Source organism: Streptomyces sp. NPDC096013, from assembly GCF_044763565.1.
Taxonomy (GTDB): domain Bacteria; phylum Actinomycetota; class Actinomycetes; order Streptomycetales; family Streptomycetaceae; genus Streptomyces.
The window spans coordinates 1,578,751-1,599,466 of record NZ_JBIWGK010000001.1; the positions used below are offsets into that span (position 1 = coordinate 1,578,751).

Here is a 20,716-nt window from a genome sequence, read left to right on the forward strand (position 1 = left end):
CCGCCCGGGGCCGTTCCGTTTCGCGCTCTGCGTGGTGTCCGCCGTCAGCTCTCCGACGTCCCCTGTGCACCCGTGCCCACCAGCACCGGGCTCTCGGCGCCCTCGGGTCCGGCCGTGCCCGCCTGCTCCACCGGGCCGGCCTCCGCATTCCCCCGCGACGGACGCCAGCCCAGGCGCCGCCCCCGGGGAATGACCAGGCCCAGCCACACCACCGCGATGATGACCGCGAGACCCGCCGACGCGGGCCACAGGGCGCGGCGGAGGGGGCCGGCCGCCTTGTCGGCGGGGAGGTGGACCGGGGCGGCGGGTTCGTCGCCGCGGGACGACGCGGCCGTGCCGGTCAGGATCGAGGTGACGGCCGCGTACGGGTCGAGTCGTGGGACGTCCGCCGGGTAGGCCGAGGTCCGGAGGAGGTCCGCGGTCTGGGTGGCCGTCAGGTCGGGGTGGACGGAGCGGACCAGGGCGGCCGTACCGGCCACGAAACCGGCGGCCAGGGACGCACCTGAGCCGATGTAGTGGCCCTTCTTCGCCGGGCCGATGCCGACGACCCCGTCACCGGGCGCGGCGACGGCGGCGCTGTCGGTCGTGTACGCGCCGGTCGGACGCTTGCCGTCCACGTCCACGTCCAGGACGGAGAGCACGCCCTTGTCCGAGGCCGGGTAGTAGGGGCGGGCGGGCGGACTGTCGGTCGCCGACGTCGCCGAGGCCGGGGTGTCCGGTACGGCGGCGGCGACCACCAGGACGTCCTTCTTCGCGGCGTACGCGACCGCCGACCGCAGTGCGGCGGTGTCGCTGCCGAGCGCCGCCGACACGGTGACGACCTTCGCACCGCCGTCCACGGCGGCCCGGATGCCGTCGGCGACCTTGCCGGCGGTCACCGACCCCCGCGCGTCGCTGCCCCGCACCGCGAGGATGCGCGCCTGCTGCGCGACCCCCGCGAACCGCACACCGTCGGCCACGGCCGCGCCGATCAGCCCGGCCACGAAGGTGCCGTGTCCCACGCAGTCGGTCCCGGCGTCACCGACCGCTGTCACCCGCCCCTTGAGCGTGGGGGCCGAGGACGAGACCCCGGTGTCGACCACGCCGACGGTCACCCCGGCGCCGGAGGCGAACTGCCAGGTCCGGCCGAGCTGGAGGGAGACCTGCTCCCAGGGTATGTCGGTGGCCCGCTGGTCCGAGCCCGCCGTGCAGGCCGCGTTGGCGTCCAGCTTCGAGGCGAGGACGGGGAGTTGGACCGTGGAGCCGTCGGCCGCCGTGGCGGTCCCGGCGCCGACGGCGCTCGCGGCGGCCGTCAGCAGCAGGGCCAGTCCGGCGGCGAGGGCCTTGCCGTGTGTCGTCGTCATGCCCGGGCCGCCCCGCTGGAGGAGGAGGCACCCGCCGGATCGGCGAGGTCCTCGGGCAGCAGCAGCCGCAGGTCGTCGAGGCTGGGGACGGCCAGCCTGCTGAGCCGGCCCGCCTGTCGGGTCATCATCCGCTCCAGGATCTGACGGGCGGTCCGCGCGTTGCCGAACGACCGGTCGCGGGGCAGCGAGTCGAAGTACTGCCGCAGGACCGGGCCGAGTCCGGCCGCGCACTCGTAGCCGAGTTGTACGGCGTGCTCGCGGACGATCGTGACCAACTCGTCGGAGGAGTAGTCGGCGAACTCCACGCGGCGCGAGAAGCGCGAGGACAGGCCCGGGTTGGAGGCGAGGAACGTCTCCATCTCCTGGGTGTAGCCGGCGACGATGACGACCACCTTGTCGCGGTGGTCCTCCATCAGCTTCAGCAGGGTGTCCACGGCCTCCCGGCCGAAGTCGGAGCCGGACGCCTCGCGCGGGGTGAGGGTGTACGCCTCGTCGACGAACAGCACTCCGCCCAGGGCCCGTTCGAAGACCTCGCGGGTCAACTGCGCGGTGTGGCCCACATAGCGGCCGACGAGATCCGCGCGGGACACCTCGACGAGCTGGCCGCGCGGCAACACGCCCAGGGACGCGAGGAGTTCGCCGTAGAGCCGGGCGACCGTGGTCTTGCCGGTGCCGGGCGGGCCGGTGAAGACGAGGTGGTGGCTGAGGCGGGGCACCGGGAGTCCGGCGGCCTCGCGCTGCTTGGCGGTCGACACCAGGTTGACGAGGTCGGTGACGTCCCGCTTGACCGCGTGGAGTCCGACCAGCGCGTCCAGCCTGCTGAGCGCGTCGTCGCCGGGGTCGACCGCGTTCGGGCCGTCGGCGGCGCTGCGGGCCGCCTCCTCGCTGATGTCCTGCGGCAGCAGCAGGGAGAGGTCCTGCTCGGTGACGTCGGTGAGCGCGGACAGCCGTACCGCCTGCCGGTCCACCATCTCCTCGAACACCTGCCGCGCGGCACGTCCGTTGCCGAAACCGGCGTCCTTCGGTATCCGCTCGAAGTGCACGGCGAGCGCGTGCCGGGTCTCGTCGGCGAGCGTGTACTGGTGGCGTACACACATGCTCTCCATGATCTCCACCAGCTCCGGCACCGAGTAGTTCTCGAACTCGACGGTGCGCGAGAAGCGGGACGCCAGACCGGGGTTGGAGCCGAGGAAGCTGCGCATCTCCTCGGAGTAGCCCGCCGCGACGACCACCACGTCCTCGCGGTGGTCCTCCATCAGCTTCAGCAGCGTGTCCACGGCCTCGCGGCCGAAGTCGGCGCCGGAGCCGCGGGAGTCGGAGGTGAGGGTGTACGCCTCGTCGACGAACAGGACGCCGCCCAGGGCCCGTTCGAAGGCCTCGGTGGTCTTGATGGCCGTACCGCCGATGACCTGGGCGACGAGGTCGGCGCGGGAGACCTCGACGAGGTGGCCGGAGCGCAGGGCGCCCAGCTCGGCGAGGATCGTGCCGTAGAGCCGGGCCACGGTCGTCTTACCGGTACCGGGCGGGCCCGCGAAGACCAGGTGGCGGCTCATCGGCGGGGCGGACATGCCGAGTTGGGCGCGGCGGGCGGCGAGCTGGGTGAGGTTGACGAGGGTGCGGACCTGTTCCTTGACGTTGTCGAGGCCGATGAGGCTCTCCAGCGCGGCCATCGGTCCGTCGGGGCGTCCGGGTCCTTCCGACGCCGGGACGGTGCCCGCCGGGTCGGTGCCCTCGGCCTCGCCGAAGCCCCACGCGTCGCGGGACTCGTTGCCGGTGCTGATGAGGTTCTCCACCGCGAGCCGGCCGCCCGCCTTGGCCTGGACGAGGCCGCCGCCCTTGTTGTCGCGGACCGTGCAGCCCACGACCGACACCGGCGCCTCGGACTCGACGCGGATGCCGTCGCGGTCGTTGCCCGCGGCCTCGCAGCCGTTCAGGGAGGCCCGGCCGCCCTCGCGGACCAGGAAGCCGTGCTCGGCGGCGGCCGCGGTCCGTACCCGGTTCGCCGTCAACTCGCCGCCGGTGTCGACGAGTACACCGCAGCCGCCGGCCGAGACCAGCTCGCCGTCGCGGATCGCCGCCGTGCCCTCGCCGCCGATCTCCAGACCGGCGCCACCGGGGTTGTTGACCCGGAACCCGGCGAGATAGACGTTGCCGCCCGCCGCGATCTCCGCGCCGGAACCGCCCGGTGTCTCCACCGTGCAGTCCTCCACCCGGCCGCGTCCGCCGTCGCGCACCGACACACCGCAGCCGCCGGCCCCGGTGATCCGGGCCCGCCGCACCAGCGGGTTGGCGTTGCCGCGGATCACCACACCGGCGCCCTTGACGTCGATGATCTCCACGCGCTCCAGCTCGGCCGCCGAGTCCTCTTCGAGGAGGACGCCGTCGGACTCGCCGTCGCGGACGGTCAGCGAGGTCAGCGTGGGCGACGACGCCCCGGCCACCCGCAGCGCCGCCGTCTGGGCGCCGGTCAGCCAGCAGTCCTCGTACGTGCCGCGCGAACGGTCCGTCACCAGCAGACCGTTGCCCGTGCTGCGGGCGGTACGGCAGCGGCGCAGCACCGGGTCGGAGCCGTGCGAGACGATGATGCCGGGGCCGCTGCTGCCGGTGACCCGCACCTCCTCCAGCTCACAGCGGGCGGCGCTGGTCACATGCACACCGATCGAGGTGTCACGGATCACGGTCCGCAGCACCCGCAGCGCGCTCCGCTCCTCAAGTGCCAGCGAGGGCTTGTCCGTCGACGCCAGATCGCAGTCCTCCACGGAGCCCTGGGCGTCACCGTTGGCGAGCACTCCGTTGCCCCGCGCGTCGCGCACGGTGCAGCCGCGCAGGGTGGCCCGGCCGCGGTCGCTGATCACCACGCCGCTGGTGCCGAAGTGTTCGAAGGTGCAGGACTCCAGCGAGCTCTCCGTGGGCGAGGTGACCACGACACCGGCGCCGGTGCGGTTGGACACCCGGCACTCCCGCATCGCGAGGGAACCGGAGTTGCGCGCGAGGATGGTCGTCCACGAGGCGCCGGAGAGGTCGCAGCCCTGCATCGCGACCTGTCCGTGCGAGGCGTCGACGGCGGGCTGTTCCTCGTCCTGGCCCTGCACCACGAGGTCGGTCAGCATCACCGCGTCCACGCGCAGCGAGATCACGATGCCCTTGCGCGGTGCCAACCGGACGGTGCCGCGCGCCTGTTCGGCGACGATGGTGACCCGGGTGGTGACGACGAGGTTCTCCTCGTACGTTCCCGGGCGCACACTCAGCACCGCGCCTCCACGCGCCCTGGCCAGGGCCTCTCCGATCGTCCGGGCGTCCCCGGTGCCCTCCGGACAGACCGTCAGTACCTGGCGCACTCAGCTGACCTCCTCGTGTCGGCACCTGTCGGTTGCGGCAACCCCATCATGCCGTCCCCGCACGCGCGTTCCCACTCCGGTCCGGTACGCGGGACGTCCGGCCGGGGTGCGCGGTACGGCACGACCGTGCCGTACGACGAATTATGGGCTGTCGCGCAACAGGCGTACCAGCGGCGGGGTGCAAGCGAGGTGATTGTTAACTCCGGTGAAAGGAACCGTCGTTGGCACATGCGCGTGATGAGAGGTGAATAGGATTGCGCGGACAGACGTACGACGAACTGCTGGGCGAACAGGGCGGACAGGGCGGATGACAGACCGGACCGGACCGGCCGCGCGGAACACGGCGGCAGAGAACTCGGTGGCGGGCACCCCGGCCGGCGAAGCGGCGGCGGACCCGACGACACCTGCACCGGCGACACCCTCGGCGGCCGACACCGCGGAGACGGACACGGCGGCGAAGAACACGGCGGGCGAGACGCCCAAGTCCCCATCGGGGGCGACCGGTTCTCCGGAATCCTCTTCAGGGACCACAGAAACCCCTTCGGGCACCACGGCTTCCCAGGGAACCGTGTCGGCGGAGACCGTCGCGGGGGAACTCTCGGCGGAGGCGGTCGCGGCGGAACTGAGCCGACCGGCGAGTGCGGGAGCGGGGGCGGGCTCGGAAGCGGGCACGGGTACGGCGGGCACGGCAGCGAGCGCGGGCACGAACCTGGCGGGTACGGCAGCAAGCGCAAGCACCGGCACGCCAGGTACGGCAGAGAGCGCGGGCACGAACCCGGCGGGTAAGGCAGCGAGCACCGGCACCGCGGGCACCGCAGCAAGCTCGGGCACGAGCGCGACGGCAAGCTCGGCGGAAGCCGCGGCGCTCGCCGGGGGCCGGGCGGCGGAGGAAGCGGCAGGGCCGGGTGCCGGTGCGGGGCCCTCTTCCGGGCGGGGCGGGCGGCAGGAGGTCGAGGCCGAGGCGCCCGCGGGGGTGCTGGCCGCGAGCGCGCCCGAGGGCGACGGGCCCACCCCCGACGCGCACGCCGCGTCGGTGGGGCGTCCCGGCCGGCCGCTGCTGGCCGGTGCGGCGGTGCTCGGCGCGCTGCTGATCGCCGTACCGGGGCTGCTGATGAGCCGGGACCGGGCGCCGGAGAGCCACGACCGGGTGGTCGCCGACCAGGCGGGCACCGTGCTCGGCGGCGGCGACGCGACGCAGGGAGCGGGGGCGTACGCCTCGTCGAGCCCGTCCGCGTCCGTCCTGAAGGCCTCGCCGAAGGCACTCCCGCACAAGAAGGCGCCGGCGAAGGCGTCCGTCGCGCAGCCGGTGAGCGAGCCGACGACGGTCAAGAAGACGAAGAAGCCGGTCGCGACGCCGAAGCCGAAGAAATCCACGTCTACGGCGAAGTCCGGGACGAGTTCGACCAGCAAGTCCACGACCTCGTACCCGTCGGACATCCGTGTCACGGCCACCCGGGTACTGCACGCGGGCCAGTCCCTCAACGCGAAGAAGGCCCGGCTGCGCATGCAGACCGACGGCAACTTCGTGCTCTACGACGAGAACAACAAGGCCCGTTGGGCCACGATGACCTTCGGCTCGAACTTCCACGCCGTGTTCCAGGCGGACGGCAACCTCGTCGTCTACACCGCCGACAACCGCCCCGTCTGGGCCAGCCGGACCGACGGCCACAACGGCGCGACCCTGCGGCTCCAGAGCGACGGCAACATGGTGATCTACTCGGGCTCGGCCCCGATCTGGGCCACCAACACCGTCCACTGACCGCCGTCGACCGACCGCGGTCAACTCCCTCCGGCCCGCCCCCACTTGGGGACGGGCCGGAGGCGTATCGCGGCATGGTCAGACAGTGAGGATGATGTCCTGCTGTCGCACCGCGTGGAAGCGGGGCAGGGGCAGGCCGGAGCCGGCGGAGAGTTCCATCACCGTGGCCTCGACCCGGGCCGCGCCGGAGGTGACCGGGTGGGACGGCTTGCCGGAGTTCTGCCAGGTGTGTTCCACGCCGTCGCAGACCGCCCGGGTGCCGCCGATGCCGTGCCGGACCTGGGGGTCGCCCTGGGAGACGGAGGAACTGACGAACGCCGGGCCCGAGGCGCCGAGACAGCGGTAGGTGCCGGAGAGGGTGACGGTGCCGTCCGGGGCGATGCTGCCCGTGGGGTCGACCGTCACCGTCTCGTAGGAGTCGGCGGACGCGGTCGCGGCGGGGGCGGCGGCCAGCAGGAGCAGCGCGGCACCGGCCGCCGTGCCGAGGACGGAACGCAGGGACATGGGAAAACCTCCTGGAGTCGGGGCCTCCACTGGTACCGGGCGAGCGCCCCGACTCCCGTGATCCTCACTCCTTCGGTGGCGAGTCCGCGCCGGGCGATGCGATCGTCACTCCTCAGCACTGCTCGGGGCTCCTCGGCGCTCCTCGGCGCTCCTCAGGTGGCGGCTTCGCATCGACCGTCGTGGAACCGTCCGAGTGTTGTCCGCGTGTTGTCACGCTTCACAGCGGGCTGTTCCGATGAGTTCGCGCCGGGAGGATGGTCTGTATATGCGATGCGGGCGGTGACGGAGCCGCCGGAACGGATCGCATCCGACGTGGAGGTACGCCATGTGTTCCCACCAGTCCTCGTGCCCCGTGACCGACACCCGCACCGAGACCCCGCACATCGTCTCCGCCCACCCCGAGCAGGGCTGGACGCTGCTGTGCGACGGCGCGATCGTCTTCGACGACACCGGCGCCCTGCTCCCCGACGGCCGGATCGTCGCCCCGCACCGGGTGCCGGCGGACCAACTCGCCGTCGCCGCCTGACCGTTCCGCCCGCACGCGACACGGCGGGACCGCCGGGCACCGCCACCTCCTCCCTGCGCAGGTTCCGCTTGCGCACCCGAGGTGACCAGCAGCGATGCCGTCGGCCTAAGATGATCAACGTGTCCGACCAGCATGCTCCACGGTCTCTCATCGTCACGCTCTACGGCGCGTACGGCCGCTTCGTGCCCGGGCCGGTCCCGGTCGCGGAACTGATCCGGCTCCTGGCCGCCGCCGGCGTCGACGCACCCTCCGTGCGCTCCTCCGTGTCCCGCCTCAAACGGCGCGGGCTGCTCCTGCCCGCCCGCACCGCACAGGGCGCCGCCGGTTACGAACTGTCGCCCGAGGCACGGCAGTTGCTCGACGACGGCGACCGCCGCGTCTACGCGAGCACTTCCCCGCAGGACGAGGGCTGGGTGCTCGCGGTGTTCTCCGTACCGGAGTCGGAGCGCCAGAAGCGGCACGTCCTGCGCTCGCGCCTGTCCGGCCTCGGCTTCGGCACCGCGGCCCCCGGCGTGTGGATCGCACCCGCCCGGCTCCACGAGGAGACCCGGCACATCCTCCACCGGCTGCACCTCGACCCGTACGTGGACTTCTTCCGCGGCGAACACCTCGGTTTCGCGCCGACCGCCGAGGCCGTCGCCCGCTGGTGGGACCTGCCCGCGATCGCCGCGCAGCACCAGGCGTTCCTGGACCGCCACGCGCCCGTGCTGCACGCCTGGGAGCGGCGGCCGGACACCCCGCCCGAGGACGCGTACCGCGACTACCTCCTCGCCCTGGACTCCTGGCGCCATCTCCCCTACGTCGACCCCGGACTGCCCGCGGGCCTGCTCCCCCGGGACTGGCCGGGCCTCCGCTCGGCCGAGGTGTTCCGGGCGCTGCACGAGCGGCTGCGGGACGCGGGAGCGGTCTTCGCGGGCGTGTGAGGGCGATCACTCAGCCAAACCTCAGGTTCCTCAACAGGTCTTCTCAGAGTTCTTACCTAGCCTTCGACGACGTCGCTCGTCGGGTAAGAAAGAGGACTGTTGCGCATGACCACCACGGCAAGGGCTCAGGGAGCCACCGTCTGGCTCACCGGACTGCCGAGTGCGGGCAAGACGACGATCGCCCGGCAGCTGGGTGAGCGCCTGAAGGCCGAGGGACATCGTGTGGAGGTCCTCGACGGCGACGAGATACGCCGCTTCCTCTCGGCCGGCCTCGGCTTCTCCCGGGAGGACCGCAACACCAACGTCCAGCGCATCGGCCTCGTCTCCGAGGTCCTCGCCCGCAACGGCGTCCTCTCCCTCGTCCCGGTCATCGCGCCGTACGCCGACAGCCGCGAGGCCGTCCGCAAGCGCCACGAGGCGAGCGGGACGCCGTACATCGAGGTGCATGTCGCGACCCCGGTCGAGGTGTGCGGCGAACGCGACGTCAAGGGCCTCTACGCCCGCCAGGCCGCGGGTCACCTCACCGGCCTGACCGGTGTGGACGACCCGTACGAACCGCCCACGGACCCGGCGCTCACCCTGCCGACGCAGGTGCAGAGCCCGCAGGAGTCGGCGGACGCGGTGTACGCGGTGCTGTCCGAGCGGGGACTGGTGTGAGCGCGGTGACGCCCCCGGAAGCCTTCGTCCTCTCGCACCTGGACGCGCTGGAGTCGGAGGCGGTGCACATCTTCCGTGAGGTGGCGGGTGAGTTCGAGCGGCCGGTGATCCTCTTCTCCGGCGGCAAGGACTCCATCGTCATGCTGCACCTCGCGCTGAAGGCGTTCGCGCCGGCGCCGGTGCCGTTCTCGCTGCTTCATGTGGACACCGGACACAACTTCCCCGAGGTCCTTGAGTACCGGGACCGTGTGGTCGCCGCACATGGGCTGCGCCTCCATGTGGCCTCCGTACAGGACTACATCGACCGCGGTGTGCTGCGCGAACGCCCCGACGGAACCCGCAACCCGCTCCAGACGCTCCCGCTCACCGAGAAGATCCAGAGCGAGAAGTTCGACGCGGTCTTCGGCGGCGGACGCAGAGACGAGGAGAAGGCACGGGCGAAGGAGCGGGTCTTCTCGCTGCGCGACGAGTTCTCCCAGTGGGACCCGCGCAGACAGCGCCCCGAACTGTGGAACCTCTACAACGGACGCCACGCACCCGGCGAACACGTCCGCGTCTTCCCGCTCTCCAACTGGACCGAACTGGACGTATGGCAGTACATCGCCCGCGAAGGCATCGACCTCCCCCAGATCTACTTCGCCCACTACCGCGAGGTCTTCGGCAGGAACGGCATGTGGCTCACCGCCGGTGACTGGGGTGGCCCGAAGGCGGGCGAGACGGTCGAGAAGCGGCAGGTGCGGTATCGGACCGTGGGCGACATGTCGTGCACCGGCGCCGTCGACTCGGACGCGGTGACGCTGGAGCAGGTCATCACCGAGATCGCCGCCTCCCGGGTCACCGAGCGGGGCGCGACGCGGGCCGACGACAAGCTGTCCGAGGCCGCGATGGAAGACCGCAAGCGCGAGGGGTACTTCTAACCATGAGCACCACCACCATCGACACGCTGCGGTTCGCGACAGCCGGTTCGGTCGACGACGGCAAGTCCACGCTCGTGGGACGGCTGTTGCACGACTCCAAGTCGGTCCTCACCGATCAACTGGAGGCCGTGCGGCGGGTGTCGGCCGACCGCGGCCAGGACGCACCCGACCTCGCGCTCCTCACGGACGGCCTGCGCGCCGAACGCGAGCAGGGCATCACCATCGACGTGGCCTACCGCTACTTCGCCACCCCGCGCAGGCGGTTCATCCTCGCCGACACCCCAGGGCACGTGCAGTACACCCGCAACATGGTGACGGGTGCCTCCACGGCCGAGCTGACGGTGGTCCTCGTCGACGCGCGCAACGGTGTCGTCGAGCAGACCCGGCGGCACGCGGCCGTGGCGGCGCTGCTGCGCGTCCCGCACGTCGTCCTCGCCGTCAACAAGATGGACCTCGTCGGCTACGAGCAGGCGGTGTTCGAGCGGATCGTCGAGGAGTTCGCGGGCCATGCGGCCGAGTTGGGGCTGCCCTCCTTCACTCCGGTCCCGGTGTCGGCGCTGGTCGGCGACAACGTGGTGGACCGCTCCACGCGCATGGACTGGTACGAGGGCCCGGCGCTGCTGGAGTTCCTGGAGAACGTCCCGGTCGGCGCGGACCCGTCCGACGCACCGGCCCGCTTCCCTGTGCAGTACGTCATCCGGGACGGCCAAGTCCGGTGGTACGCGGGCCAGTTGGTGTCCGGTTCGCTGCGGGTCGGGGACCGGGTGACGGTGCATCCCTCCGGAGAGGGTTCCGAGATCACCGCGATCTCCGTGCTCGGCACCGGGGCGGGGGCGGCGTACGCGCCGCAGTCGGTCAGTCTCCGGCTGGCCGATCAAGGGGACGTGTCGCGCGGCGACATGATCACCGCCGGGGTCGACGCGCCCACGCTCACCCAGGACGTCCGGGCCGCCGTCTGTCATCTGGCCGACCGCCCGCTGCGGGTCGGGGACCGGGTGCTGCTGCGGCACACGACCCGCACGGTCAAGGCCATCGTCAAGGATCTCGGCGGCGCGGCCGAGCTGGCCGCGAACGACCTGGGCCGGATCACCCTGCGTACCGCCGAGCCGCTCGCGCTCGACGACTACGCGGTCTCCCGGCGTACGGGCGCGTTTCTCGTGATCGACCCGGCGGACGGCGCGACTCTCACCGCCGGGATGGCCGATCTGACCTGATCCTTACCCGCAATACGCCCTCGGGCCCGTTTCGGACGGGCTCGGGGGTGTTTTCATGTCCTGGCGAAACAACCTGTCGAAATGACCTGTTGCCGTCGCATCCGTCACGAGTCGTCAATAGCGCGGTAACAACGGGAGCAGGTGTGCGGGAGAGACCGTTGAACGGGGTATGCCGCTCGGTACCGGGGCCGAAGGTCCCGTCCGGCGCCTGCCGAGAGACTCTGACAAAAGGCGCCGTACCATTCATATAGTTGAAAGCAGGACAGCCTGCTCCATGAACGGACCCGCCTTGCAAGAACGACCCTCCGCCTCCGCCTCCTGGCGCATCGCACTGCCGCATACCGCCGCGGCCGTGCCGGTGGCCCGCGCACTGGTCCGTACGGCCCTGTCCGAGGTCATGTACACGGCCGACAGTGACACCGCGGAGCTGCTGACGGCGGAACTGGTCGCGAACGCGGTGGAACACACCGCCGGTGACGCTCCCATAGAGCTCGTGGTCGAGCTGCTGCCCACCGGCTGCCAGGTCGAGGTGCACGACCCCGACCCGAAGCCGCCCGGCAGCCTCACGAAACCCGTCGTCGAGGACCCCGACCCCTGGCAGGAGCACGGGCGCGGCCTGCTGCTGATCCGCGCCCTCAGCTCGTCGTGCGGCCACCGCCCCACCGAGTCGGGCAAGGCCGTGTGGTTCAGGCTGCCCGTCGTACCGCCCCAGTGGCGCCCGGCGGGATAGCCGCCGTAGGAGATCAGGCCTGGTCAGGCCAGGGTGGCGACCAGGACGGCCTTGATCGTGTGCAGTCGGTTCTCCGCCTGGTCGAACACGATCGAGTGCGGGGACTCGAAGACCTCGTCCGTGACCTCCAGGGAGTCGAGGCCGTGGGTCTCGTATATCTCGCGGCCGACCTTGGTGCCGAGGTCGTGGAAGGCCGGCAGGCAGTGCAGGAACTTGACGTCCGGGTTGCCGGTGGCCCGTAGGACGTCCATGGTCACCGCGTAGGGCGCGAGGGCCGCGATCCGCTCGTCCCAGACCTGCTTGGGCTCGCCCATGGAGACCCAGACGTCCGTGACGACGAAGTCGGCGCCCGCGACGCCCTCCTCGGTCTCCTCGGTGAGCGTGATGCGCGCACCGCTCCGGGCGGCCAGCGCGCGGGCGGCGGTGACGATCTCCCCGGCGGGCCAGTACGACTTCGGGGCGACGATCCGTACGTCCATGCCCAGCAGCGCGCCGGTGACGAGGTAGGAGTTGCCCATGTTGAAGCGGGCGTCGCCGAGGTAGGCGAAGGCGATCCGCTCCAGCGGCTTGTCGCTGTGCTCGGTCATGGTGAGCACGTCGGCGAGCATCTGGGTGGGGTGCCAGTCGTCGGTGAGTCCGTTGTAGACCGGCACGCCCGCGTACGCGCCCAGCTCTTCCACGGCGACCTGGCTGTCGCCCCGGTACTCGATGCCGTCGAACATACGACCGAGCACCCGCGCGGTGTCCTTCACGGACTCCTTGTGCCCGATCTGCGAGCCCGACGGGTCGAGGTAGGTCGTCGAGGCCCCCTGGTCGGCGGCGGCGACCTCGAACGCGCAGCGGGTGCGCGTCGAGGTCTTCTCGAAGATCAGCGCGATGTTCTTCCCCGACAGGTACCGCGTCTCGCTCTCCGCCTTCTTGGCGGCCTTCAGCTCGGCGGCCAGCTCGATCAGACCGCGGAACTCCTCCTCGGAGAAGTCCAGCTCCTTGAGGAAGTGGCGGCCGGCGAGGGCGGTCGGGACTGTCGCCATGGGGGCGCTCCATCGGTGCAGGTACGGGGACACGGGGAACAGGTGCTCAGGTTTGGAACTCTATACGATACATAGAATTTCTATACGGCGTCCCGCTCGACCGGGCAGCTCATGCAGCGCGGGCCGCCTCGGCCCCTGCCCAGCTCGCTCCCCGGGATCTCGATCACCTCGATGCCCTGCTTGCGCAGATAGGTGTTGGTGGTGGCGTTCCGCTCGTAGGCGACGACGACTCCGGGCTCGACGGCGAGGACGTTGCAGCCGTCGTCCCACTGCTCGCGCGCGGCGGCGTGCACGTCCTGGGTGGCGGTCAGGACCCTGATCCCGCCGAGCCCGAGGGCGGCGGCGATCGCGTCGTACATCTGCTCCGGCGGATGGTCGGTGACCTTCAACTCCCTTTCGCCGACGCCCGGTTCGATGGTGTACGACCGCAGCATGCCGAGCCCGCCGTACTGGGTGAAGGTGTCGCCGTCGACCATCGTCATCACCGTGTCGAGGTGCATGAAGGCGCGCTGCTTGGGGATGTCGAGAGCCACGATCGTGCGCGCCGAGCCCTCGGCGAACAGCTTGTGCGCGAGCATCTCGACGGCCTGCGGGGTGGTCCGCTCGCTCATGCCGATGAGCACCGCGCCGTTCCCGATGACGAGCACGTCACCGCCCTCGATGGTGGACGGGTAGTCGGCCTGCCCCTCGGACCAGACATGGAACTTCTCGGACCGGAAGAGCGGGTGGTGCCGGTAGATCGCCTCGAAGTGGACGGTCTCGCGCTGCCGCGCCGGCCAGCGCATGGCGTTGACGGAGACGCCGTCGTAGATCCAGGCGGAGGTGTCGCGGGTGAAGAGGTGGTTGGGGAGCGGGGCGAGGAGGAAGTCGTCGAGGTCCATGACGTGGAAGCGGACGGAGGTCGGCTCCGCGTGCGCCTCCAGGAACTCGCGCTTGGTCATGCCGCCCACCAGCGCCTCGGCGAGTTCGGGTGCGGGCAGCGCCTCGAAGGCGGCGCGGAGGTGGTCGGTGGCGAGGGGGCCGTACTCCTTCTCGTCGAAGACACGGTCCAGGACGAGCGCGCGGGCCTCGGGGATCGCCAGGGACTCGGCGAGCAGGTCGCCGAAGAGGTGGACGGCGACGCCTCGGTCGCGCAGCACGTCCGCGAAGCCGTCGTGCTCGGCGCGCGCCCGGCGCACCCAGAGCACGTCGTCGAAGAGGAGCGCGTCCTTGTTGCCGGGGGTGAGCCTTTTGAGCTCCAGATCCGGCCGGTGCAGGATGACGCGGCGCAGCCGCCCGGTCTCGGAGTCGACATGGAGTGCCATGTCTCCATCCTGACCACCCCGGACCGACTTCACCCCCGTACTTTTCATACTGCACTTGTTCTCGTCCCCTTGACGACAACTGCGTCCTCCGCTTATCGTCTTACTGACGAGATCGATGCGGGATCTGACCGGATCCCACGGGAACGACCGGATCTGAGGGACTCTGATGGCCGACATCACCCGGCGCCTGGGCTGGCGCCACCTGCGCGGGGCGCCCACGGCGCACATCAGGCACCACCGCGGCGGCACGCTGCTGCACGACGGTCCCGGACTCAGCTTCTGGTTCCGCGCGTTGACCGCCGCACTCTCCGAAGTGCCGGTCGACGACCGCGAGTTGGCCATGACCTTCCACGCCCGTACGTCCGACTTCCAGGACGTGGCGGTGCAGGCGACCGTCACCTACCGGATCAGCGACCCGGCCCTCGCCTCCGCCCGCCTCGACTTCTCCGTCGACCCGGACACGGGCGTCTGGCGGGGCTCGCCCCTCGAACAGCTCGGCACCCTGCTCACCGAGACGGCCCAGCAGCACGCGCTGGCCGTCCTCGCCCGGACCCCCCTCGCCGCCGCGCTGGTCGACGGGGTGACGGCGGTACGGGAGCGGATCGCGGCCGGGCTCGGCGCCGAACCCCGGCTGCCGGCCACCGGCATCGAGGTGGTCGCCGTCCGCGTGATGGCCATCCGCCCCGAACCCGAGGTGGAGCGGGCGCTGCGCACCCCGGCCCGCGAGCAGATCCAGCAGGAGGCGGACAAGGCCACCTACGAACGCCGGGCGGTGGCCGTCGAGCGGGAGCGCGCGATCGCCGAGAACGAACTGGACAGCCAGATCGAACTCGCACGCCGCGAGGAGCAGTTGGTCGACCAGCGCGGCACCAACGCGCGCCGCGAGGCCGAGGAGCACGCGGCTGCCGACGGCGTACGGGCCGAGGCGGAGGCTACCCGCACGGTACGGCTCGCCGACGCCGAGGCGGCGCGTTCCGTACGCCTCGCCCGTGCCGAGGCCGAGGGTGCGCGTGAGGTGGGCGACGCGCGCGCACACGCCCAGGCGGCGTGGCTGCGGGTGCACGCCGATGTCGACGTGGCGACGCTCAACGCGCTCACCGGCACACGGCTCGCGGAGAACCTGCCGAACATCGACAGCATCACCATCTCGCCGGACGTGCTGACGGGGCTGTTGACCAAGCTCGGCGGCGGGGAGACGGGCGCGTGAGTCTCGCGCCACGGGCCGTCCTCGTCCATCGGACCACGGAGTACGAGGAGTTGGTGGCCCGGCACGGGACGCACGGGCAGGCCGCGTACTTCCTCCGGTCGCGGGGGCGGGACATCGAGGAGGTCGCCGAACGGCACCGCAGGACCCGGCGGGCGCTGGCCGAGGTCTCGGCGGCGATTCCCCTGACCTGGCGTCAGACCCAGGTCGAGCGGGCCGACTTGGACCGGTTCCTGTTCGCACCGGAGGACGTGGTGGTCGTCGTCGGCCAGGACGGACTGGTCGCCAATGTCGCCAAGTACCTCGCCGGGCAACCGGTGTTGGGCTTCGACACCGACCCCGGGCGCAATCCCGGTGTCCTGGTCCGGCACCGCCCGTCGGCCGCGGCCACGTTGCTGGCCTCGGCTCATTCGGCCGGTACCGGGGTGGACGAACTGACCATGGTCGAGGCCGTCGCCGACGACACGCAGCGGCTGGTCGCGCTCAACGAGATCTATCTGGGCTCCGTCGGTCATCAGACGGCCCGATACCGCCTGGGTCTGGAGGGCGACGGGGGTGTCGTCGAGGCCCAGGCGTCCTCCGGGGTGCTCGTGGGAACGGGCACGGGGGCCACGGGGTGGCTCCGGTCGGTGTGGCAGGAACGGGGCAGCGCCCTGCCCCTGCCACACCCCTCGGAGGGCAGGCTTGTGTGGTTCGTACGGGAGGCGTGGCCGTCACCGGTGACCGGCACGTCGCTGGTCTCCGGGCAGCTGGTCGGTTCAGCGGTGCTCGAACTCACCGTGGAGTCGGAGCAGTTGATCGTGTTCGGGGACGGGATGGAGGGGGACGCGGTGGAGTTGACGTGGGGGCAGGGGGTTCGGGTCGGGGTGTGCGGACAGAGGCTGCGGCTCGTCGGATGATCCGGCCCTGCGCCTTTGCCCACCCACCGCCCGTTACGGGCGTTTTAGGTTCACCTTGAAACGCCCGTAAACGGGTGGGTGGGCGGGAAACGGGGGTCTGGGGGCGGAGCCCCCAGGGACACCCCCCCCCCCCCCCCCCCCCCCCCCCCCCCCAACCCCCCCCCCCCCCCCCCGGGGCCCCCCCCCCCCCCCCCCCCCCCCCCCCGGGGGGCCCCCCCGCGGTCGGGGGGGGGGGGGGGGGGGGGGGGGGTGGGGGGGGGGGGGGGCGGCCCCCCCCCCCCCCCCCGGGACACCCGCCCCCACCCACCCGCACCACACCTCACAACCGCGGATCCACCGGCTCGGACTCCAACGCCAGCACCCCGAACACCGCCTCGTGCACCCGCCACAACGGCTCCCCCTCGGCCAGCCGGTCGAGTGCCTCCAGACCGAGCGCGTACTCCCTGATCGCAAGGGACCGCTTGTGGTTCAGGAACCGCCCCCGCAGCCGCGCGAGGTTGTCGGGCCGCGTGTACTCCGGACCGTAGATGATCCGCAGATACTCGCGCCCCCGGCACTTGATCCCGGGCTGGACAAGCCGACCCGCCTCGCTGCGCACCACCGCACCGACCGGCTTGACGACCATGCCCTCGCCGCCCCGCCCGGTCATCTCCAGCCACCAGTCGACCCCGGCCTGGACGGACTCGGGGTCACCGGTGTCGACGTAGAGACGCCGTGTGGTCTGGAGCAGGCCGCTGCCGTCGTGCTCCACGAGCCGGTCCAGCAGGGCGAGTTGGTCGTCGTGCGGGAGTGCGGCGAGGCTGCGCCCCTGGACCGCGAGGATCTGGAAGGGGGCCAGCCGGACACCGTCGAGGCCGTCCGTGGTCCAGCAGTAGCGCCGGTACGCGTCGGTGAACGCCGAGGCGTCCGAGGCCCGTTCGCGCTGCCGGGAGAGCAGCGCGTCCACGTCGACACCCCGCCCCGCGGCACCTTCCAGCGCGGCCAGCGCACCCGGGAACACCGCCCGCGCCGCCGCTCCGACCGCCGCGTACTGCCCGCGCAGCAGCCCGGACGCCTTCAGCGACCACGGCATCAACTCCGCGTCCAGCAGCAGCCAGTCGGTCTCCAGCTCGGCCCACAGGCCCGACTCGTCGAGTGCCGTCCGCAGTCGGCCGAGGATCTCCTCGGTGACCGTGGCGTCGTCGAAGAACGGGCGGCCGGTGCGCGTGTAGAGAGACCCCGTCAGCCCCTGTCCGGCGTCCACGCCGAACCGCCGCGCCGCCGCCTCCGCGTCCCGGCACACCAGCGCCACCGCCCGCGACCCCATGTGCTTCTCCTCGCACACGACCCGCGCGACCCCGTCCTCGGCGTACTGCGCGAACGCCTCGGCCGGGTGCTCCAGATAGCCCTCGGCATGCGAGGTCGCCGTCGGGGCCATCGTCGGCGGCAGGTACGGCAGCAGGCGCGGGTCGACGGCGAAGCGGCTCATGACCTCCAGGGCCGCCGCCGCGTTCTCCTCGCGGACCGACACCCGCCCGGCGTACCGGGTCTCCACCACCCGGCGGCCGTGCACATCCGCCAGGTCCAGCGGGCGGCCGTCGTGGCCGCCGGGTGCCTCGGTGCGCAGCGGGCGGGCCGGCTCGTACCAGACCTGCTCGGCCGGTACGTCGACCAACTCCCGCTCCGGCCACCGCAGGGCGGTCAGCTTGCCGCCGAAGACGGCGCCCGTGTCGAGGCAGATGGTGTTGTTGAGCCAGGTGGCCTCGGGGACCGGGGTGTGGCCGTAGACGACGGCCGCGCGGCCCCGGTAGTCCTCGGCCCACGGGTAGCGCACCGGCAGGCCGAACTCGTCGGTCTCGCCGGTGGTGTCGCCGTAGAGGGCGTGCGAGCGGACCCGGCCGGAGGTGCGGCCGTGGTACTTCTCGGGCAGCCCGGCGTGGCAGACCACGAGCCTGCCGCCGTCGAGGACGTAGTGGCTGACGAGTCCGTCGATGAACTCCCTTACCTGGGCGTGGAATTCGTCGGTCTCCTCCGCCATCTGCTCGATCGTCTCGGCGAGGCCGTGGGTGTGCTGGACCTTGCGGCCCTTGAGGTGACGGCCGTACTTGTTCTCGTGGTTGCCCGGTACGCACAGTGCGTTGCCGGAGCCGACCATGGACATCACGCGGCGCAGCACGCCGGGCGAGTCCGGGCCGCGGTCGACGAGGTCGCCGACGAAGACGGCCGTGCGGCCCGCGGGGTGGACGCCGTCGTCGTAGCCCAGCTTGCCGAGCAGGGTCTCCAGTTCGGCGGCGCAGCCGTGGATGTCGCCGATGATGTCGAAGGGGCCGGTGAGGTGGGTCAGGTCGTTGTACCGCTTCTCGGTGACGACCGTGGCGTTCTCGATCTCCTCGACGCCGCGCAGGACGTGCACCTTGCGGAAGCCCTCGCGCTCCAAGCCCCGCAGGGAGCGCCGGAGTTCGCGGGTGTGGCGGGTGATGGCGCGGCGCGGCATGTCGGCGCGGTCGGAACGGGAGGCGTTGCGCTCGGCGCACACCTCCTCCGGCACGTCGAGCACGATGGCGATGGGCAGCACGTCGAACTGCTTGGCCAGGTCGATCAGTTGCCGTCGGCTGTCCTGCTGCACGCTGGTCGCGTCGACGACGGTGCGGCGGCCGGCGGCGAGGCGCTTGCCCGCGATGTAGTGCAGGACGTCGAAGGCGTCCCGGCTGGCGCTCTGGTCGTTCTCGTCGTCGGCGACCAGGCCCCGGCAGAAGTCCGAGGAGATGACCTCGGTGGGCTTGAAGTGGCGGTGCGCGAACGTGGACTTGCCCGAGCCGGAGGCACCGATCAGCACCACGAGGGAGAGGTCGGTGACGGGCAGGGTGCGTACCTTCGCGGGGGTCTCGTTCGTCATGCGGCCTTCTCCTCCTTCACGGTGGTCATCCGGAACACGGCCATCTGGGTGGGCGGTCCCACCTCGGGGTCCTCGGGCCCGACCGGCACGAACTCGACGTCGTAGCCGTGCCGTTGGGCGACCTTCCCCGCCCATTCGCCGAACTCGGCGCGCGTCCACTCGAAGCGGTGGTCGCCGTGCCGTACCTGTCCGGCAGGGAGGGTCTCCCAGCGGACGTTGTACTCGACGTTCGGGGTGGTGACGACGACCGTCCGGGGGCGGGCGGCGCCGAACACCGCGTACTCCAGGGCCGGCAGCCGGGGCAGGTCGAGGTGCTCGATGACCTCGCTGAGCACGGCGGCGTCGTAGCCCTTGAGGCGGTTGTCGGTGTAGGCGAGGGAGCTCTGGAAGAGCTGGACGCGTGCGGCCTGCCGCTCCCCCATGCGGTCGAGCTTGAGGCGGCGGCCTGCGATGGTGAGCGCGCGCATCGACACGTCGGTGCCGACGATCTCGGTGAACCGGGTGTCCTTGAGCAGCGCCTGCACCAACTGGCCCTGTCCGCAGCCGAGATCGAGCACGCGGGCGGCACCGGAGGTCCTGAGCGCGTCGACGATCGCTTCCCGGCGAAGCACGGCGAGGGGGGTCGGCTTCTCCTCGGTCCCGGTCTCCGGCTCGACGGCGTTGTCGATCTCCTCGACCTCGCTGTCGTCGGACTCGGCGAGCCGCACCAGCTCCAGCCGCTCCATGGCCTCCCGGGTGAGGGACCAACGGCGGGACAGATAGCGGCTGGTGATGAGCTTCTGCTCGGGGTGCGCGGCCAGCCAGCCCTCGCCCGCGCGCAGCAGCTTGTCGACCTCGTCGGACGCCACCCAGTAGTGCTTGGCGTCGTCCAGGACCGGGAGCAGGACGTAGAGGTGACGCAGCGCCTCGGCGAGGGTCAGCGTCTCCGACTCCAGTACGAGACCGACGTACCGCGAGTCGCCCCACTCGGGGAACTCGGCGTCCAGCGCGACCGGTTCGGCGGTGACCGTCCAGCCGAGCGGCGCGAAGAGGTTCCGCACGAGGTCGGGGCCGCCCCTGGCGGGCAGCGCGGGTACCTCGACGCGCAGCGGCAGCGGCTGTCCTGCGCGCTCGGGGCGGGCGGTGCACACACCCCGCATGGCGCTGGAGAAGACCGCGCTCAGGGCGACGGCGAGGAGTGAAGAGGCCGCGTACGGACGGTCGTTGACGTACTGCGCGAGCGCGGCGTCGGGGGCGCCGCCGCGTCCCTTGCCCTTGCCGCGCCGGACCAGCGCCACCGCGTCGACCTCCAGCAGCAGCGCCGCCGTGCAGCGCTCGGCATCGGCCTCCGGGTAGAGGACGTGCGCCTTGCCGTAGGACGTGGAGAAGGCCTGCGCGTTGTCGGGATGCTTGTGCAGCAGGAAACCGAGGTCGGTCGCGGGGCGTTCGGGGGTGCCGGTGGTACTGATCGTCAGGAACACGGTGGGTCTGCCTCGAAACGTCTGCTGAGCCT

General features: G+C 71.8%; 16 protein-coding genes. 9 read left to right on the plus strand and 7 right to left on the minus strand.

Annotated elements, in window-relative coordinates; genetic code table 11:
- Positions 1 to 44: 44 nt before the first annotated feature.
- Positions 45 to 1,343 (minus strand): S8 family serine peptidase, encoded by a 1,299-nt coding sequence (locus ACIRB1_RS06640; RefSeq protein WP_403464768.1) that lies wholly within the window; start codon positions 1,341 to 1,343, stop codon positions 45 to 47.
- Positions 1,340 to 4,681 carry a right-handed parallel beta-helix repeat-containing protein gene (locus ACIRB1_RS06645; RefSeq protein WP_352177966.1) on the minus strand — a complete coding sequence of 1,114 codons (3,342 nt, stop codon included), beginning with the start codon at positions 4,679 to 4,681 and terminating at the stop codon, positions 1,340 to 1,342. Before ACIRB1_RS06645 ends, ACIRB1_RS06640 begins: the two co-directional genes overlap by 4 nt.
- Positions 4,682 to 4,988: 307 nt before the next feature.
- Between ACIRB1_RS06645 and ACIRB1_RS06650 the strand changes: the two genes are divergently transcribed.
- On the plus strand, positions 4,989 to 6,440 hold the full coding sequence (locus ACIRB1_RS06650) for a hypothetical protein (protein WP_403464769.1): 1,452 nt from the start codon (positions 4,989 to 4,991) through the stop codon (positions 6,438 to 6,440).
- A gap of 78 nt (positions 6,441 to 6,518) precedes the next feature.
- On the opposite strand, the gene ACIRB1_RS06655 is transcribed toward ACIRB1_RS06650, so the two are convergent.
- On the minus strand, positions 6,519 to 6,944 hold the full coding sequence (locus ACIRB1_RS06655) for a DUF6299 family protein (protein ID WP_403464770.1): 426 nt from the start codon (positions 6,942 to 6,944) through the stop codon (positions 6,519 to 6,521).
- Positions 6,945 to 7,269: 325 nt separating this feature from the next.
- Here ACIRB1_RS06655 and ACIRB1_RS06660 point away from each other — a divergent pair, with 325 nt between their 5' ends.
- The 6 genes from ACIRB1_RS06660 (at position 7,270) to ACIRB1_RS06685 (ending at position 11,911) form a co-directional block, all read left to right on the plus strand.
- The gene (locus ACIRB1_RS06660) at positions 7,270 to 7,470 is read left to right on the plus strand and encodes a DUF5999 family protein (RefSeq protein ID WP_266773442.1); all 201 of its coding nucleotides are present in this window, start codon (positions 7,270 to 7,272) and stop codon (positions 7,468 to 7,470) included.
- A 110-nt stretch (positions 7,471 to 7,580) separates the two neighbouring features.
- Entirely contained in the window at positions 7,581 to 8,393 is an 813-nt protein-coding gene (locus tag ACIRB1_RS06665) for a PaaX family transcriptional regulator C-terminal domain-containing protein (RefSeq protein WP_403464771.1), read from the plus strand.
- A gap of 105 nt (positions 8,394 to 8,498) precedes the next feature.
- A complete protein-coding gene (gene cysC, locus ACIRB1_RS06670) occupies positions 8,499 to 9,050 on the plus strand; it encodes an adenylyl-sulfate kinase (RefSeq protein ID WP_403464772.1) in 552 nt (183 codons plus the stop codon).
- Entirely contained in the window at positions 9,047 to 9,967 is a 921-nt protein-coding gene (gene cysD, locus ACIRB1_RS06675) for a sulfate adenylyltransferase subunit CysD (protein ID WP_403464773.1), read from the plus strand. Before cysC ends, cysD begins: the two co-directional genes overlap by 4 nt.
- Positions 9,968 to 9,969: 2 nt before the next feature.
- Complete coding sequence (locus ACIRB1_RS06680; protein WP_403464774.1) at positions 9,970 to 11,181, plus strand: sulfate adenylyltransferase subunit 1; 1,212 nt, start codon at positions 9,970 to 9,972, stop codon at positions 11,179 to 11,181.
- Between the two features lie 274 nt (positions 11,182 to 11,455).
- Positions 11,456 to 11,911, plus strand: coding sequence for an ATP-binding protein (locus ACIRB1_RS06685; RefSeq protein WP_352177973.1), 456 nt, complete (start codon positions 11,456 to 11,458; stop codon positions 11,909 to 11,911).
- A 23-nt stretch (positions 11,912 to 11,934) separates the two neighbouring features.
- Here the strand turns inward: ACIRB1_RS06685 and argF are convergent, their stop codons facing one another.
- Entirely contained in the window at positions 11,935 to 12,942 is a 1,008-nt protein-coding gene (argF, locus tag ACIRB1_RS06690) for an ornithine carbamoyltransferase (RefSeq protein WP_403464775.1), read from the minus strand.
- An 80-nt stretch (positions 12,943 to 13,022) separates the two neighbouring features.
- Positions 13,023 to 14,246 (minus strand): arginine deiminase, encoded by a 1,224-nt coding sequence (locus ACIRB1_RS06695; RefSeq protein ID WP_403464776.1) that lies wholly within the window; start codon positions 14,244 to 14,246, stop codon positions 13,023 to 13,025.
- 166 nt (positions 14,247 to 14,412) lie between these two features.
- Between ACIRB1_RS06695 and ACIRB1_RS06700 the strand changes: the two genes are divergently transcribed.
- A complete protein-coding gene (locus ACIRB1_RS06700) occupies positions 14,413 to 15,453 on the plus strand; it encodes an SPFH domain-containing protein (protein WP_352177976.1) in 1,041 nt (346 codons plus the stop codon).
- On the plus strand, positions 15,450 to 16,349 hold the full coding sequence (locus tag ACIRB1_RS06705; protein WP_403464777.1) for a hypothetical protein: 900 nt from the start codon (positions 15,450 to 15,452) through the stop codon (positions 16,347 to 16,349). The genes ACIRB1_RS06700 and ACIRB1_RS06705 overlap by 4 nt, the downstream gene beginning before the upstream one ends.
- A gap of 319 nt (positions 16,350 to 16,668) precedes the next feature.
- Here ACIRB1_RS06705 and ACIRB1_RS06710 read toward each other — a convergent pair whose 3' ends face one another.
- Both ACIRB1_RS06710 and ACIRB1_RS06715 read right to left on the minus strand, forming a co-directional pair.
- Positions 16,669 to 19,224, minus strand: coding sequence for a polynucleotide kinase-phosphatase (locus ACIRB1_RS06710; protein ID WP_403464778.1), 2,556 nt, complete (start codon positions 19,222 to 19,224; stop codon positions 16,669 to 16,671).
- Positions 19,221 to 20,684, minus strand: coding sequence for a 3' terminal RNA ribose 2'-O-methyltransferase Hen1 (locus tag ACIRB1_RS06715; RefSeq protein ID WP_403464779.1), 1,464 nt, complete (start codon positions 20,682 to 20,684; stop codon positions 19,221 to 19,223). The genes ACIRB1_RS06710 and ACIRB1_RS06715 overlap by 4 nt, the downstream gene beginning before the upstream one ends.
- Positions 20,685 to 20,716: the final 32 nt, after the last annotated feature.

What these genes read in the sequence shown, in the direction of transcription:
- ACIRB1_RS06695 (WP_403464776.1), bottom strand. Translation starts at nt 14,246, where the DNA reads ATGGCACTCCATGTCGACTCCGAGACCGGGCGGCTGCGCCGCGTCATC.
- ACIRB1_RS06655 (WP_403464770.1), bottom strand. Translation starts at nt 6,944, where the DNA reads ATGTCCCTGCGTTCCGTCCTCGGCACGGCGGCCGGTGCCGCGCTGCTC.
- argF (WP_403464775.1), bottom strand. Translation starts at nt 12,942, where the DNA reads ATGGCGACAGTCCCGACCGCCCTCGCCGGCCGCCACTTCCTCAAGGAG.
- ACIRB1_RS06710 (WP_403464778.1), bottom strand. Translation starts at nt 19,224, where the DNA reads ATGACGAACGAGACCCCCGCGAAGGTACGCACCCTGCCCGTCACCGAC.
- cysC (WP_403464772.1), top strand. Translation starts at nt 8,499, where the DNA reads ATGACCACCACGGCAAGGGCTCAGGGAGCCACCGTCTGGCTCACCGGA.
- ACIRB1_RS06660 (WP_266773442.1), top strand. Translation starts at nt 7,270, where the DNA reads ATGTGTTCCCACCAGTCCTCGTGCCCCGTGACCGACACCCGCACCGAG.
- ACIRB1_RS06665 (WP_403464771.1), top strand. Translation starts at nt 7,581, where the DNA reads ATGATCAACGTGTCCGACCAGCATGCTCCACGGTCTCTCATCGTCACG.
- ACIRB1_RS06685 (WP_352177973.1), top strand. Translation starts at nt 11,456, where the DNA reads ATGAACGGACCCGCCTTGCAAGAACGACCCTCCGCCTCCGCCTCCTGG.
- ACIRB1_RS06680 (WP_403464774.1), top strand. Translation starts at nt 9,970, where the DNA reads ATGAGCACCACCACCATCGACACGCTGCGGTTCGCGACAGCCGGTTCG.
- ACIRB1_RS06700 (WP_352177976.1), top strand. Translation starts at nt 14,413, where the DNA reads ATGGCCGACATCACCCGGCGCCTGGGCTGGCGCCACCTGCGCGGGGCG.
- ACIRB1_RS06650 (WP_403464769.1), top strand. Translation starts at nt 4,989, where the DNA reads ATGACAGACCGGACCGGACCGGCCGCGCGGAACACGGCGGCAGAGAAC.
- ACIRB1_RS06640 (WP_403464768.1), bottom strand. Translation starts at nt 1,343, where the DNA reads ATGACGACGACACACGGCAAGGCCCTCGCCGCCGGACTGGCCCTGCTG.